We start from the raw sequence: 14,146 nt of genomic DNA on the forward strand, positions 1-14,146 counted from the left end.
TCATGGGCTGATACATTGCCAATAAATATGAAACTATGCAAGAGGCACACGTCCGCCGAACTCAACCTCCACAGGCCCGCACCGGCGCCGCAGCAGCCTGTTTCGGCGCGGCATGCGGTTCGATCAGCGGCATCAGGTTGGGCGCCAGCACCACCAGCAGCTGCACCGGCAGCGCGCTGGTGAAATCGTAGTTCTTCGACTCCGGCCCATGCACATAGGCGGTCATCGAACCGAAGAAGCGTCCGCCGATATTGAACACAAACGTCGCCGAACGGTTCACATAGCGCGACTCGATCAATCGGCCGCCCGCACCATACACATCAAAGCGCTGGTCACCGGTACCAGTCTTGCCGCCGACCGGGATGATGGCGCCATTCGCATCCACAAACGCGCCCTTGACCCGCTTGGCCGTGCCATCCGATACCACGCCGCGTATCGCTTCCGCCACTACCTTCGCCACCTCCGGCGCCAGTACCTGCTCGTTGGTGGTTGGCGGCGCCTTGGTCACCAGGGTTTCATACGGCGTGCCTTTGGCAAAGTGCAGCGAGGTCACGCGCTGTGAAGTCTTGCGCACGCCGCCGTTGACCACAATCCCCATCATCTCCGCCAGTGAAGCTGGACGGTCTGCCGACGCACCCAAGGTGGTCGCATACGACGGCACCAGCGATTCAAATGGATAGCCCATTTTCTTCCACTGCTTGTGGATTTCCATAAAGCCTTCCACCTCGATCAGGCCGGCGATGCGGCGGTCCTGCGCATGCTTGCGGTGCGTCTTGAACAGCCACTGGTACACATCCTGCCGCTCCTGCTCGCTGGCCTTGGTCATCTCGCTCAGGGTCGCGCCCGGATGCAGCCGCAGATAGGCCGCCATCCACAGCTCCAGCGGGTGCACGCTGGCCAGATAGCCACGGTCGGCCAGCGACCAGTTGCCGATCGCATACTGGTCGTACAGCTTGGCCACGCGCTCATCCGGCACTTCGTTCTGCGACGGCAGGTTCTCCTTCAGGAAGGCGGCAAACTGCGCCTGCGACGCCAGCGGATACACGGTGCGGTGTATCACTGCCAGCCGTACCGGCGTGCTGCGGATATTCGCCAGCAGAATCTTGTCCAGCTCGTTCTCAGGCTTGCCCTTGTACTTGGCATAGAAGCGCGCCAGGAATTCCTTGCCTTCCTTGTCGGCAAAGCGTGCCAGGTAGCCGGCGCGGCGCGGATCATCGGCATCCGCCAGCAGCGACGCCGATGATCCCGGCGACTGGAACATATAGAACTTGGCCACGTCGCGCATCAGCCGCACGAATACCAGATTGGTCGAACGGCGCAGCGCTTCGGTCACGGTCAGGATCTTGCTGTTGTCTTCCTTGGAGAAGTTGCCGAAGTAATGCAGGCCGCCGCCGGTGAAGAAGCCTTCGCCCGGATTGCCCGAATACTTGCGCTCCATGGCCGCGTGCAGCATCGGCGTCAGCTCGCGCTGGCCGACCGGCAGTCCCTTGAAGTACTCCAGCGCCCACAGCGACAGCTTGTCCTGCGGATCAACCTTGACCTGCGACAGCGCGGCGTTGTCCATGCCGCCGTACTTCTTGTGCAGCTGGTCCATGATGTCCAGATAGCTGATCAGCGTGCGCAGCTTGGCGGTCGAACCGAGATCCAGCTTGGCGCCTTCGTTGATGTCCAGCGGCTGGTCGAAGTTATCGGTCTGCACGCGCAGCAGGTTGTTCTGATCGCCCTTCTCCAGCAAGGTGAAGCTGTACACCACCTTGGCCGGATCGCCATTGCCCAGCATGCCCTTGCCGGTCAGGCCGGCCGCCTTGGCCTTCTCCGGATCGTGCAGGTCTTGCAGCACCTGGGTGACGGCGAACTGCGCCTGCGCATCCAGCGTGCTTTCCACCCGCAGGTCCAGGCGGTCCAGGTTGTACATGCGGTTGTCGCCCAGCAGATTGGCCAGGTGGTTGCGGATCGCATTGGTCGCCTTGCGGCTGACGAAGGTTTGCGGCGGCGCCGACTGCAAGCCGTTGCCGGTGGCCGGATGCAGCACCTGCTTCAAAGCCATGTCGCGCAGCGCCGGCGTGATCGCGCCATCGGCCGCCAGGATGCGCAAGTGGCTATTGGCCAGCACTTCCAGGTCGGCCGCACCATCGCCCAGGTAATAGCTTGGACGGCGCTGCGCGATCATCAGGCTCAGCGCTTCCTTGTAAACCAGCGCGGTTTCCGCGTCCGGCTTATCCAGCTTGCCGGTCAGACGCTTGTTGACGTCGTCGAAAGAACGGCCGTACCACACCCACATGCCGTCGCCGATACCGTTCACTTCACCATAGCCCGGCTTGGCCGACAGCGGCACTGTGTTCAGGTATTCCAGCACGATGCGGCGGCGCGCCTTGAGCGTTTCCGGGCCATCCATATACGAGCGCAGGCTGGCCGACACCATCTGCTGCAGCTTGTCGCTCATCGAGCCGGTGCGGCCTTCCGGCGAGTGGCGGTATTTTTCGATCTGCGTGGCCAGCGTGCTGCCGCCGGCCGCGCGGTGGCCGCCCGCCACGGCGCTAACGCTCTTCTCCAGCACCGCCTTGGCCAGCCGGTCCCATTCCACCGCCGGATTGCGCTTCGGATAGGTGTTGTCCAGCAGTTCGCGGTTCTCGATGAACAGCAGGCTGTTGACCATGGCGATCGGCGCCTGCTCGAATTTATTGTAGATGCGCTCCGGATAACTGGCCGCAAACAGTTCCTGCGCGCGGCAGTCGACAATCGTCAGGCCGGTTTTGGTCTTTTCGCGGTAGGTGGCGAACACGCCCATATCCGCCATATCCGCCATCTTTGAGGAAATACGTGCCTGCGCCGTGACCTGGTAATCGCGCGCACTGAGCCTGCCGATATAGTCGGGCAGGCCGGCATAGCCTAGCCGTTCGTCATACGGGCTATCGTGCGGGAAGCGGATCGATTTGCTCGGCCCCTTCTCCATCCGGTAGGTCATTTTGCTGGCCAGGTCGCTGAACACGCGCGCCTGCATCGATGAGGTCAGCGTTTCACGATAGCCCCAGTACGCCGCAAACGATGCGCCGACCAGTAGCACCAGCAGGAAGGCATTGCGCGAGCGTTTGCTTTTCTTCCTGGGCGTGCCTGCTTCCGGTGGCGGCGGCGGTGGTGGCGGGTCCATCTGCGCTTGCGCCAGATGGTCTTCAGTTGATTCAGATGTAGTAGGAGGCAGCATCACAATTTCAGTCATTCTTGCTAGCTTCCATTGCACCACATCAGCGAGATGCTGACGGGCACTGGCACACAATAATTGCAAAGCACTGTTTGTTTTTCGCAAAAAAACAACGGCGTTCTACCCGAAGGAAGAACGCCGTGTCATTCGACTGTCACAAAGCGGACTAGGTCGCTTTGAACTCTACATTAAGCTTGCGCAACTCGTCGCACAATTGAATGAAGGCAGTCGCCGTCTGCACCGGTTCACCTTTGACGCCCAGTTCGATGTGCCGGCGCGTGCTGGCGTCGCCCACGCTCGGCAGGCTGAACACCTTCACGCGTGGATACTGCTGCTCCAGCGCCACCATCAGCGGCGTCAGCGCCGATTCGGCCGCCTCATACACCAGCACCGACTGCTCCAGCCGTGGTTCGCGGTTGAACAGGTCAGCGTAGTGATTGTCCAGCACCCACTCCAGCATCGGCCAGGCCATCACCGGGAAGCCCGGCACAAAGTAATGCTTGTGCAGCGCGAAGCCGGCGATGTTGTTGTACGGGTTGGGCACCAGCGCCGCGCCTTCGGCAAACTCGGCCATCTTGAGGCGATGCAGGTTCTCGGCCGAGTTCAGGTCGGCGGTCTGGCCGGCGTCCTGCGCCATTTGCAGGATGCGCTGCTGGATATTGATCTTGCCCTGCTCATGCAGCACCAGCGGCAGGCCCAGCGCATCGGCGGCGGCCTGGCGCGTGTGGTCGTCCGGCGTGGCGCCGATGCCGCCGCAGCAGAACACGATATCGTCGCTGGCGAAGGTGCGCTTCAGCGTGGCGGTGATGCGCACCGGATCGTCCGGCAGGACTTCGGCCCAGGTCAGCTGCAGGCCACGCGCCGCCAGCATCTGCACCACTTTCGGGAAGTGCTGATCGACCCGCCGGCCCGACAGGATTTCGTCGCCAATAATGATGAGTCCGATAGTCATGCCAGCTCCTTGGTTATTTCTTCACGCGCCCGCAACTGTGCCAGCGCATCCATGCAATAGTACGCGAACCACAGTCCGGTAAAGATAAAAATCAGCACATACAGCCAGATCGAGGCGGCCGCCAGGAAGGGGAAGAACACCACCGCCATCACGCCCCCCAGCCAGATCGCGCCCGGCAGTGCGCCGGCAGCGCCGGAAATCACGCCGATCAGCAGCAGCCGCAGGCGGTGCTGCTTGAGGATCTGATGGCGCTCCTCGCTGCTGGCGTAATCGGCCAGCACGTCGTACACCATCACGCGGCAGGTCAGCCAGCCCCACAACAGCGCCTGTACCAGCACCGCCAGCGGCGGGAAGGCGTACAGCGGCAGGGTGACGATCCACAGGCCGATAAAAATTGCCATGCCGCCCAGCGCCACGCCGACGCTGCCGAGTATCGAACCGCCCTTGCGCTGCTCCAGTTGCGGGAAATGGCGCAGGCCAACGTGGCGGCCGATCACCGGCATCGCCACCACGCCGATGAAAATCAGCGCGGTCAAAATCATCAGCGGCAGCAACGCCAGCATGGCGATCAGCGGCGGCACCACCGAGGTCAGCGTGCCCAATCCCAGGCTGCGCAGCCAGCTGGTGCTGGTGGCGAACAGATTATGTTCGGTGAACAGCGCGTGTAGATAATCGACTAACGGTTGCAAGTAAAAATACAAGGCCGCCGCCCAGACGCCCAGCGCCAGCAGGAACGGCGCAAGACTCAGCAACAGCATCTTGCCATGCCATTGCGACAGGAAAGCGCGGCTCCACGCGCGGATCACAGCGCCCATCAGACCACATCCTTTCGTGCATATTCAATCATACGTTTGACGCCCAGCACCTGCTGCGACCAGAAGCCCTCGCCATATTCACGGCCCGCCAGCTGGTCGCGGATGCCGGTGGCGACAAACGCCGGCGTGAAATTCGCGGTGCGGAACAAGATGTCCCACACCGGCAGCAACACCGCGAAATTGCAGCCACCCAGTTTGCCGTCGGCGTTTTCGTGACCGAAGCCGATCGCATGGTGCATGCGGTGATAGCGCGGCGACACCAGCAGCCGCTCGCCGATCCAGCCAAAATGCACGCGCACATTGGCGTGCTGGAGACTTTGCAGGATGCGCGACACCGATACCAGCAGCACATACTGCGCCGGCTCAACGCCGATGCACAGCGCGATCACGCCCATGTAGACATCGCGCAGCAGGTCGTCCAGCACATGGTTGCGGTCATCGCTCCACAGATTCATATTCTGCTGGCTATGGTGCAGACCATGCAGCGCCCACCACCAGTTGAAGCGGTGCGAGGCGCGGTGATACCAGTAATCGCAGAAATCCAGCACCACGAAATACACGGCAAACGCGGCCAGCGGACCGATGCCCGGCCATAGCGACTCAAGGTTGAACGGCTGGAAGCTTTCAAACCGCAGCCAGGCGGCAATGCTGTCCATCAGCGGATCGAGCGTGAAGAAGATCAGCAGCGAGAACACGCCGATACGGTGCAGCACCGTATAGATAAAGTCGTTCCAGCGCGCGCGCCTGTCGGTGATCGCCTGCGCCGGGATCAGCGACTCCAGCGGCCGCAGCACCAGGAACAGCAGCGCCAGTTCCAGCACGCCGATCAGCAGCCACTCGGTGCCCTCGAATGCTTCCTCGACGTGTTCGCCGAAGCCGAGCTGGAACACCAGCGGCTGTATCACCGTTTCAAACAGCCAGCCCTGGATCAGTCCCAGCCAGTCAGAGAAGAATGCCATCATTTTTTATAGTCCGGGTGTTCGCGCAGCGTGGCAAAACACATGCCCTTCTGCTCCAGCCCCTTGATCAGCGGTTCAAGATTGGCCGGCGCCCAGGCATCCTTGCGCGACCAGATGCCCATGTGGATCAGGACGATATCGCCGCCGCGCAGGTCGCGCAACATTTTTTGCAGAAGTACCGTATTCGGATACGTGGCGCTCGGCAGCTCATCGCCGGAAAAGCCGGCCGGCGCCCAGCCCGCATGCGCATAGCCGCAGGCTTTGCCGATGTCCAGCAGTCTCGGCGAAGTGCGCCCGGCCGGCGCGCGCCACAAGGGATCGAGCGGCTTGCCGGTCAATTCGGCAAAACGCTGGTCGACGCGCTTCAGCTGCTCGCAGTATTGCTGCGGCGTCCAGCTGACCTGCTTGCCGGCCTGCGGCCCGAAGCCTGGCTTGACCACTACCTTGCCATCGGCGCCGTCGCGCACGAAAACCGCGTGGTCCCAGGTATGCGTACCGACTGCATGGCCTTCCGCCACACGCGCCTTCCAGTACGCAGCCCAGGCCGGATCGAGCGAATAATCGCTGTGCACGGTTTTCTCATTGGCCAGGAAGAAGGTGGCCTTGATCTGGTGCCGCTTCAGCGTATCGGCGATCAGTTCGGCTTGCGACTGGCTGCCGGTATCAAAGGTCAGATAGATGGCGCCCTTGCAGGTGGCGTGCGCGCTCGGCGCTGCCGCCAGCGCCATCAGGGTCAGGGCGGCGGCGCGTTTCATCAGCGTTGCGCGGAGTTGAAGAAGAATACGCCGTGCGGCGAGCGTCCCACCGGGATGGTCTTGATGACCTTGCGGGTCTTCAGGTCGATCACCGCCACCTTTTTAATCCAGCGCAGCGTGACCCACATGGTCTTGCCATCGTCGCTCACTTCCATGCAGTCCGGGCCGCCGGGCACATTGATCTGGCCGACGTTTTCCAATGTCTTCTGATCAATGATGTTAATCGAATTGGAAACACGGTTCGACACATAGGTATGGCGGCCATCGCCGGCCGAGCGGAAGTTGTGCGCACCCATGCCGGTCTTGATGCGCTTGACGATTTTCTGCGCCTTCCAGTCGATCACTTCCACGTAGTCGCTGCCCATGATGCCGACCAGCAGATACTTGTCGTCCGGCGTCATGGCGATACCGGCTGGCAGTTTGCCGACCGGGAGCGTCCACTTGACGGTCTGTGTGTTCAGGTCGATGGCGCTGACTTCATCGCTGCCTTGCTGGGTGATGAACACCATATTGCTGGCGGCGTTGAAGGCCATATGGCTGGGCAGCTTGGGCAGCGGAATGCGCTTGGCCAGCTTGACGTTGACGCCGTCATATTGATACAGATCGACGCGGTGCAGCCGCAGCGAGTTCGACACGAACCACTTCTGGTCGGGCGAAAAGCCGATCTGGTAAGGGTCGGGGATGTTCTTCAGCGTGCGCTGCGGCTGGCCGGTTTTCGGATCGAGAAAGATCAGCTCATTGCCGACCGAGCTGGCGACAATCAGCGATTTATTGTCCGGCGTCGCCATCAGGTGGTGCGGCTCCTTGCCGACCGGGATGGTGGCCAAGTCCTGATACGTGTTCTGGTCCAGCAGCTGCACGGTGGCGTCGCGCGAATTGAGCACCACCACCACATTCGCTTGCGCGCTGCCGATGGCGGTCATGGCGCAAACACACGAAAAAACGAAACTGCGGAGCATGTAAGGATCGCTATAGAGGCAAAACCTCATTTTACGTGCAAAGCCTATGCCCTGCTACAATTCTGGCCTGTTTCTAATGAAAGGAAGATCATGTCCACCATCACCACCGACTCCGGCCTGCAATACATCGAACTGACCGTCGGCGAAGGCGAAATCGCCAAAGCCGGCCAAAACGTCACCGTGCACTACACCGGCTGGCTGCGCAACGACGACGGCAGCAAAGGCCCTAAATTCGATTCGAGCAAAGACCGCAACGATCCATTCGAGTTCGCCCTGGGCGCCGGCATGGTCATTCGCGGCTGGGACGAAGGCGTACAAGGCATGAAGATTGGCGGCACCCGCCAGCTGATCATCCCGGCCGACCTGGGCTACGGCTCGCGCGGCGCCGGCGGCGTCATCCCACCAAACGCCACGCTGATCTTTGATGTTGAACTGCTGGGCGTTTAATTAAAGCCCGCTAGCGCTGCCAGTTCCTGCGCAGCGCTTCCACTTCTGCTCGCGTGTCGAGCATGCCGCCGACGATGCGCTGGTCAATCGCTTCCAGCAGCGCCGTCGGCATCTCGGTACCCGCCATGCGGTGATTACCCATCGCCGGCACTGGCCGCGCGTTCTGCACCAGCACCGGTATGCGCCACTCCTCGTTGGCGCGGCACGATATCCCCACCAGATCCTGCGTCATTCCCACCAGCGTAAAACTGCGGCAGTAGCTGCCCTCGTTGGACAAAAAGCTCAGCCCGACCCGCACCTCGCTGTCCGGTTGCACCGCGCCGCCCAGCTGCTGGCTCAGCGACGCGGCCAACCTGCCCTGCGCCACCAGCAAACCATTGCGGCTGACCACCTCAGTCGGTGGCGGCGTGTTGTCGCCAAACCAGCCTGGTTGCCACTTGGCCAGACCAAACTTGCCGGCCGCCAGACCCAGCACCATCACCAGCGCCAGCGCGGTCCACTCCAGCCAGCCCCACTGCCGCCGGCCGGCCTTGCGCGCCGCCTGCTGCGTGGCCAGGCGCTGCGCCCGCAAGGTCGCCAGCTGCACCACATTGCCGCCCTGGCGGGCATGTAAAGTGGACGGATGCTGGTCGGCGTAGACAGCGTCGTCGCGCGCGGCGCGCAGCCGCGCCACCCGGCGCACCAGACTGCTGTCGTGACGCATCGCCGTTTCGACCGCCAAGCGGGTCGATTCGTCCAGTCCGCCGTCGGCATACGCTATCAGTGTCTCGTCTGAAAAGCTCATGTTTTCCGTCCTTTACGCGTTCCATCATAAACCTTTTTTGTAACCGCTGCGGGTTTGTAAAAAACGCGTAAGCCCTTTAAATACAAGGCTTTAGTAGCATTGCGGCGCAGCAGCTCAGTAAATACAAGGCGCGCTTCATACAGAAACCATTACTTTTAACAATATTTATGCTAATCTGCGCGCTCCAATAACCAAGGAGGTAGTAATGAAAAAAGGCGAACTGATTGCAGAATTTGCGAAACGCACCGAGCTGTCCGCTGCTGCCGCCAACGGCGCAGTGAACACCCTGATCGCCATCATCACCGAACGTCTGAAAAAAGGCGACACGGTAGGCATCACCGGCTTCGGCACCTTCTCCGTAGCCAAACGCGCTGCACGTAAAGGCCGCAATCCTGCAACCGGCGAAGCGATCAAGATCGCAGCGTCGAAAACCCCGAAATTCTCGGCTGGCGCCACGCTGAAATCGGCTGTCAACCCGACGAAGAAGAAGTAATTCTTCCGGTGTTTTAACCGCCTGTCCGGGAGGGCTGCGGTAGCAACGGCGGTTCATGCGGCTTAGTCCCGGCATGGCCGCCGTTTCTGTTTTTGGAGCGCCCCCTCTAGCGGCTTTTGCCGGCGCTGCGGTTATGATGGCGCATCCATCGATCACCACTAAAGGAGCACGGTATGAGTTTGCAAGAACAGTTTGAACAAGCGCAGGCGGACTCGAAGAATTTGCCTGAGCGTCCGGACAACATCACGCTGCTGAAGATCTACGCCCTGTTCAAGCAGGGTTCGTCCGGCGACGCCACCGGCGAGCGCCCTGGCATGACCGACTTCGTCGCCCGCGCCAAATACGACGCCTGGGCCGAGCTGAAAGGCAAAAGCCAGGACGAAGCACAGCAGCTGTACATCGATCTGATCGAAGACCTGAAATAAAAACGCTGGCCGTCATTCCCGCTTTCGCGGGAATGACGCGGTTCTGACTTAACGGGAACGGGCCCTGCGGCGGGCGGCAAATCCGACCAGGCCCAGGCCTGCCAGCATCATCGCGTAGGTTTCAGGCTCCGGTACCGCCGAGGTCAGGCTGAACGCGGTAATCCGCTGGTCAGCATCGGTACCGCCTATGCCGCCGGTGAAGCCGACATACATGGTGCTGCCGAAACGGGTAGCCAGGTTGACCGTCGCGCTGTCGCTGATATTGTAGGTGGTGCCGGTGCTGAGGTCGGTCAGGGTGCCGTTCATGGTCAGCACATGCGTGGCAGCGTTGTAGCTGACGGTCTGGGTGCCGGTCACGTTATTGGAGGCGCCAAGGCTGAACGGCGCCTGGTCCAGGCCCTGCACCTTGCCATCAACGCTCAAGCCATATTCGTTATGCGTCCACGAGCGTATTACCGAACCCACCGCGCTCGAACCCGAGCCACCAATATTCCAGTAACCAACGTCGCCGCCGCCGACGCCCAGCTTGTCCGTGCCGACATTCTGGAACGCCAGCGCAATGCCGTCCGCCATCTTGCCACTGTCGTTGCCTTGCAGCGAGAACGAGAAGCTGGTGCTGAACGAGGCGCTGGTCGATACGCCCTGCGTCAGCCAGCCGGCGCCCGAAATGCCAGAGGCGCTGGTGCCATCGCCGGCCTGGGTCAGCTGCAATGCGCCATTCACCAGTTTGGCGCTACCGACGCGGTTCAGCTTCGACAAATCGATGACTTCAGCCGAGACAGGGATGGCGACAGCAGCGGCAGCAACAGCGGAAATGGCAAGCATGGAACGCATGGGCAATCCTTGATAGATAATATTCAAGAATTATACCTATGCTTTCCTTATTTGCAATTAGCTTTCCCTATATGTAATTATCTTTTTTTTTCAAGAAACGAAGAGTTTGCGCATCTTTTCGCTCACCTTGGCTTCGACCTGACCCGCCATCAGGCTGATCGGGAAGCCCAGCGCGATCTGTAACTGCGCCTCGTTTGGTCGCAGGGTCAGCGCGCCATTCACGCCGCTGCGCTCGAAGCGCAATACGTCATCGCTGTCCCAACGGCACGCCAGTTCGAATTGTTCGGCCAGCTTATCGGCCACTTGCTGCGCGGCCGCGCGGGCCTGCTCCGGCGCCAGCTGATGTTGCTGGACGATGTAGATGTCCGCCATGCGGCTCTCCTGCTCAGTAAACAAAGGCGCCATGATGCCAGTTGCACCGGCGTCGCGCCAGTCTGCAAAGGCTGCGGCGATATGTGTCGCGTTCCTCAAATGTATTTGCTTATATGTATTGTATATAAGCGCAATTTGTGAGAAATAGCGAATTACCTTAAAATACAGTGCTTTGCCGAGGTTAGCCAGGCACTTCCCCGCCGCCGACGCCGCTGCACACCAACATTGATAGGACTGTTATGACCCACGTTGTCACCGAATCTTGCATCGCTTGCCGTTATACGGACTGCGTCGATGTTTGCCCGGTAGATTGTTTCCGCCAAGGCCCGAACTTCCTCGCCATCGATCCTGACGAGTGCATCGACTGCGCTGTCTGCGTGGCTGAGTGCCCGGTCAACGCGATTTATGCTGAAGAAGACGTCCCAGGCGACCAACAGCAATTCATCAAGATCAACGTCGATCTGGCACGTCACTGGCCTTCGATCACCAAGACTGTCGCGCCGCTGCCGGACGCAGAACAGTTCAAGGACGTCAAAGAAAAACTGCAACTGCTGGTGCGCTAAGCCGCCACCATCATTGAAATCACAGGAAAACCACGTATGAATAGTACCGTTACACCTACTGGCGTCATCGAAACCGATGCCGTCATCATTGGCGCCGGCCCGGTCGGCCTGTTCCAGGTCTTCGAACTCGGCCTGCTGGAAATCAAAGCCCACGTGATCGATTCGCTGGGCGCCGTAGGCGGTCAATGCGTGGAACTGTATCCTGACAAACCGATCTACGACATCCCTGCCGTGCCATCGTGCACCGGCCAGGAACTGACCGACAACCTGCTGAAGCAGATCGAACCGTTCGATCCAACCTTCCACCTGGGCCAGGAAGTGACCAAGGTCGAGCGCCGCGACGACGGCCGCTTCGACGTGGAAACCACGCTGGGCACCAAGTTCCTGACCAAGACCATCTTCATCGCTGCCGGCGTGGGTTCGTTCCAGGCGCGCACGCTGAAGGTAGACGGCATCGAAGTGTTCGAAGGCTCGCAGCTGCACTACAAGGTCAAAGACCCGGCGCAGTTCGAAGGCAAGAACCTGGTCATCTGCGGCGGCGGCGACTCCGCGCTGGACTGGGCGCTGAACTTTGTCGGCAAGGCCGAGTCGGTGGTGCTGCTGCACCGCCGTGAAGACTTCCGCGCCGCGCCAGCATCGGTCGCCAAAATGAAAGCGCTGTGCGACGACTACGAAATGCAGCTGCTGGTCGGCACCGCCACCGGTTACGAAACCGACGACGCCGGCAAGCTGAACCACCTGAAAGTGACCGCAGCCGACGGCGTGACCCGCCGCGTGCCGCTGGACATGCTGCTGGTGTTCTACGGCCTGTCGCCAAAACTGGGCCCGATCGCCGAGTGGGGCCTGGATATCGAGCGCCGCCAGCTGAAAGTGCAGGACACCGAGAAGTTTGAAACCAACGTGCCGGGCATCTTCGCAGTGGGCGACATCAACACCTACCCAGGCAAGAAAAAGCTGATCCTGTCGGGCTTCCACGAAGCCGCGCTGGCCGCTTTCGGCGCCGCGCCGTACATCTTCCCGGACAAGAAAATCCACATGCAGTACACCACCACCTCGCCGAAACTGCACAAGGTGCTGGGCGTGGAAACCCCGGTCTTCGACTAAGCCTCAGGCAAGCAACAGTCCTACAGAAAAGCAGCGGAAACGCTGCTTTTTTTATGCCCGCAGAGGTATTATCTTTTCTTACAAGATTGCCTGTGGATAGTACGTAGGCTTGCCCGGGGGCACCTGCAAATGCTTTACGTCAAAAACACAGCACCTATAAACTGGCTTATGATGTGCGTATTGGTGCACCGCACCAAGCCTATAAAAATCGGGATGCCTTATGCTCTACCAACTCCATGAAATGCAACGCACCTTTCTGACCCCGCTGATGCAGTGGGCGGAGGCGTCGTCCAAGCTGTTCACCAATCCGGTATCGCCATTGGCGCACACGCCGTTCTCGCAGCGCATTGCTGCCGGCTACGAGCTGATGTACCGCCTGGGCAAGGATTACGAAAAGCCGGCATTCGAGATCGACAGCACCGAGATCAAGGGCGAGACGGTAGGCATCATCGAACACGTGGCGGTCAACAAACCGTTCTGCCGCCTGATCCACTTCAAGAAAGACATGGACGACAAGAAGTTGAAGGCGCTGAAACAGCCGACCGTGCTGCTGGTCGCGCCGCTGTCGGGCCACCATTCGACGCTGCTGCGCGACACCGTGCGCGGGCTGCTGGTCGATCACGACGTCTACATCACCGACTGGACCGACGCGCGCATGGTGCCGCTGTCGGCCGGCCCCTTCCATCTGGACGACTACATCTACTACGTGCAGGACTTCATCCGCGCGCTCGGCCCGAATGTGCATGTGATCTCGGTCTGTCAGCCGACCGTGCCGGTGCTGGCGGCGATCTCGCTGATGGCCTCGGACAACGATCCGCAACTGCCGAAGACCATGACCATGATGGGCGGCCCGATCGATCCGCGCAAATCGCCGACCGCCGTCAACAACCTGGCCACCGAGAAGAAGTTCTCGTGGTTTGAAAACACCGTGATCTATCCGGTGCCGCCGAACTATCCGGGCTTTGGCCGCAAGGTCTATCCGGGCTTCCTGCAGCACGCTGGCTTCATCGCCATGAATCCCGGCCGCCACGCGCAAAGCCACCGCGACTTTTACGACCACCTGGTCAAGGGCGACGAGGAAACCGCCGAAGCGCACCGCAAGTTCTACGACGAATACAACGCCGTGCTGGACATGCCGGCCGAGTACTACCTGGACACCATCAAGACCGTGTTCCAGGACTTCGCGCTGCCGCGTGGCGAATGGCTGGTGGGCGGCAAGCTGGTGCAGCCGGCCGACATCAAGACTGTGGCCTTGTTCACGGTGGAAGGCGAGCTGGATGACATTTCCGGCGCCGGCCAGACGCAAGCCGCGCACGACCTGTGCACCGGCATTCCGGCCGATATGCAGGAAGACTTCGTGACACCAGGCGCCGGCCACTACGGCATCTTCTCAGGCCGCCGCTGGCGCGAAATGGTCTGCCCGAAAATTACCGCCTTCATCAAGAAGCACGGTTAATCAAAAGCGCCCTGTGTGCTGCGACGCCT

15 protein-coding genes are annotated in these 14,146 nt (G+C 60.7%); 6 read left to right on the forward strand and 9 right to left on the reverse strand.

The window, feature by feature from the left end; all coding sequences use genetic code 11:
• Window positions 1-61: 61 nt before the first annotated feature.
• From KW842_RS11015 to KW842_RS11040, 6 genes are all read right to left on the reverse strand, one after another.
• Window positions 62-3,202, reverse strand: a complete 3,141-nt coding sequence (locus KW842_RS11015) for a transglycosylase domain-containing protein (protein ID WP_373925166.1) — start codon at window positions 3,200-3,202, stop codon at window positions 62-64.
• Window positions 3,203-3,365: 163 nt separating this feature from the next.
• Complete coding sequence (locus tag KW842_RS11020) at window positions 3,366-4,151, reverse strand: molybdopterin-binding protein (protein WP_218304123.1); 786 nt, start codon at window positions 4,149-4,151, stop codon at window positions 3,366-3,368.
• Window positions 4,148-4,966 (reverse strand): EI24 domain-containing protein, encoded by an 819-nt coding sequence (locus tag KW842_RS11025; protein ID WP_218304124.1) that lies wholly within the window; start codon window positions 4,964-4,966, stop codon window positions 4,148-4,150. The genes KW842_RS11020 and KW842_RS11025 overlap by 4 nt, the downstream gene beginning before the upstream one ends.
• Window positions 4,966-5,928 carry a sterol desaturase family protein gene (locus KW842_RS11030; protein WP_218304125.1) on the reverse strand — a complete coding sequence of 321 codons (963 nt, stop codon included), beginning with the start codon at window positions 5,926-5,928 and terminating at the stop codon, window positions 4,966-4,968. Before KW842_RS11030 ends, KW842_RS11025 begins: the two co-directional genes overlap by 1 nt.
• Complete coding sequence (locus tag KW842_RS11035; protein WP_218304126.1) at window positions 5,925-6,680, reverse strand: polysaccharide deacetylase family protein; 756 nt, start codon at window positions 6,678-6,680, stop codon at window positions 5,925-5,927. The genes KW842_RS11030 and KW842_RS11035 overlap by 4 nt, the downstream gene beginning before the upstream one ends.
• Window positions 6,680-7,603 carry a cytochrome D1 domain-containing protein gene (locus KW842_RS11040; RefSeq protein ID WP_373925167.1) on the reverse strand — a complete coding sequence of 308 codons (924 nt, stop codon included), beginning with the start codon at window positions 7,601-7,603 and terminating at the stop codon, window positions 6,680-6,682. The genes KW842_RS11035 and KW842_RS11040 overlap by 1 nt, the downstream gene beginning before the upstream one ends.
• A 126-nt stretch (window positions 7,604-7,729) precedes the next feature.
• Here KW842_RS11040 and KW842_RS11045 point away from each other — a divergent pair, with 126 nt between their 5' ends.
• On the forward strand, window positions 7,730-8,086 hold the full coding sequence (locus KW842_RS11045) for an FKBP-type peptidyl-prolyl cis-trans isomerase (RefSeq protein ID WP_218304128.1): 357 nt from the start codon (window positions 7,730-7,732) through the stop codon (window positions 8,084-8,086).
• Between the two features lie 10 nt (window positions 8,087-8,096).
• Here KW842_RS11045 and KW842_RS11050 read toward each other — a convergent pair whose 3' ends face one another.
• On the reverse strand, window positions 8,097-8,870 hold the full coding sequence (locus tag KW842_RS11050) for a hypothetical protein (protein ID WP_218304129.1): 774 nt from the start codon (window positions 8,868-8,870) through the stop codon (window positions 8,097-8,099).
• 205 nt (window positions 8,871-9,075) lie between these two features.
• Between KW842_RS11050 and KW842_RS11055 the strand changes: the two genes are divergently transcribed.
• Window positions 9,076-9,363: an HU family DNA-binding protein gene (locus tag KW842_RS11055; RefSeq protein WP_110847097.1), complete on the forward strand. Its 288-nt coding sequence runs from the start codon at window positions 9,076-9,078 to the stop codon at window positions 9,361-9,363.
• A 173-nt stretch (window positions 9,364-9,536) separates the two neighbouring features.
• Complete coding sequence (locus KW842_RS11060) at window positions 9,537-9,788, forward strand: acyl-CoA-binding protein (RefSeq protein WP_218304130.1); 252 nt, start codon at window positions 9,537-9,539, stop codon at window positions 9,786-9,788.
• Window positions 9,789-9,836: 48 nt separating this feature from the next.
• Here the strand turns inward: KW842_RS11060 and KW842_RS27475 are convergent, their stop codons facing one another.
• Both KW842_RS27475 and KW842_RS11070 read right to left on the reverse strand, forming a co-directional pair.
• Complete coding sequence (locus tag KW842_RS27475; RefSeq protein WP_229223617.1) at window positions 9,837-10,622, reverse strand: PEPxxWA-CTERM sorting domain-containing protein; 786 nt, start codon at window positions 10,620-10,622, stop codon at window positions 9,837-9,839.
• 90 nt (window positions 10,623-10,712) lie between these two features.
• The gene (locus KW842_RS11070) at window positions 10,713-10,994 is read right to left on the reverse strand and encodes a polyhydroxyalkanoic acid system family protein (protein WP_218304131.1); all 282 of its coding nucleotides are present in this window, start codon (window positions 10,992-10,994) and stop codon (window positions 10,713-10,715) included.
• 239 nt (window positions 10,995-11,233) lie between these two features.
• On the opposite strand from KW842_RS11070, the gene fdxA reads away from it, so the two are divergent.
• From fdxA to KW842_RS11085, 3 genes are all read left to right on the forward strand, one after another.
• A complete protein-coding gene (fdxA, locus tag KW842_RS11075) occupies window positions 11,234-11,557 on the forward strand; it encodes a ferredoxin FdxA (protein WP_218304132.1) in 324 nt (107 codons plus the stop codon).
• A 36-nt stretch (window positions 11,558-11,593) separates the two neighbouring features.
• Window positions 11,594-12,661, forward strand: coding sequence for an NAD(P)/FAD-dependent oxidoreductase (locus tag KW842_RS11080; RefSeq protein WP_218304133.1), 1,068 nt, complete (start codon window positions 11,594-11,596; stop codon window positions 12,659-12,661).
• A 220-nt stretch (window positions 12,662-12,881) separates the two neighbouring features.
• Complete coding sequence (locus tag KW842_RS11085; RefSeq protein WP_218304134.1) at window positions 12,882-14,117, forward strand: polyhydroxyalkanoate depolymerase; 1,236 nt, start codon at window positions 12,882-12,884, stop codon at window positions 14,115-14,117.
• Window positions 14,118-14,146 lie beyond the last annotated feature (29 nt).

The organism is Duganella sp. sic0402 (assembly GCF_019219065.1).
GTDB lineage: Bacteria > Pseudomonadota > Gammaproteobacteria > Burkholderiales > Burkholderiaceae_D > Rugamonas.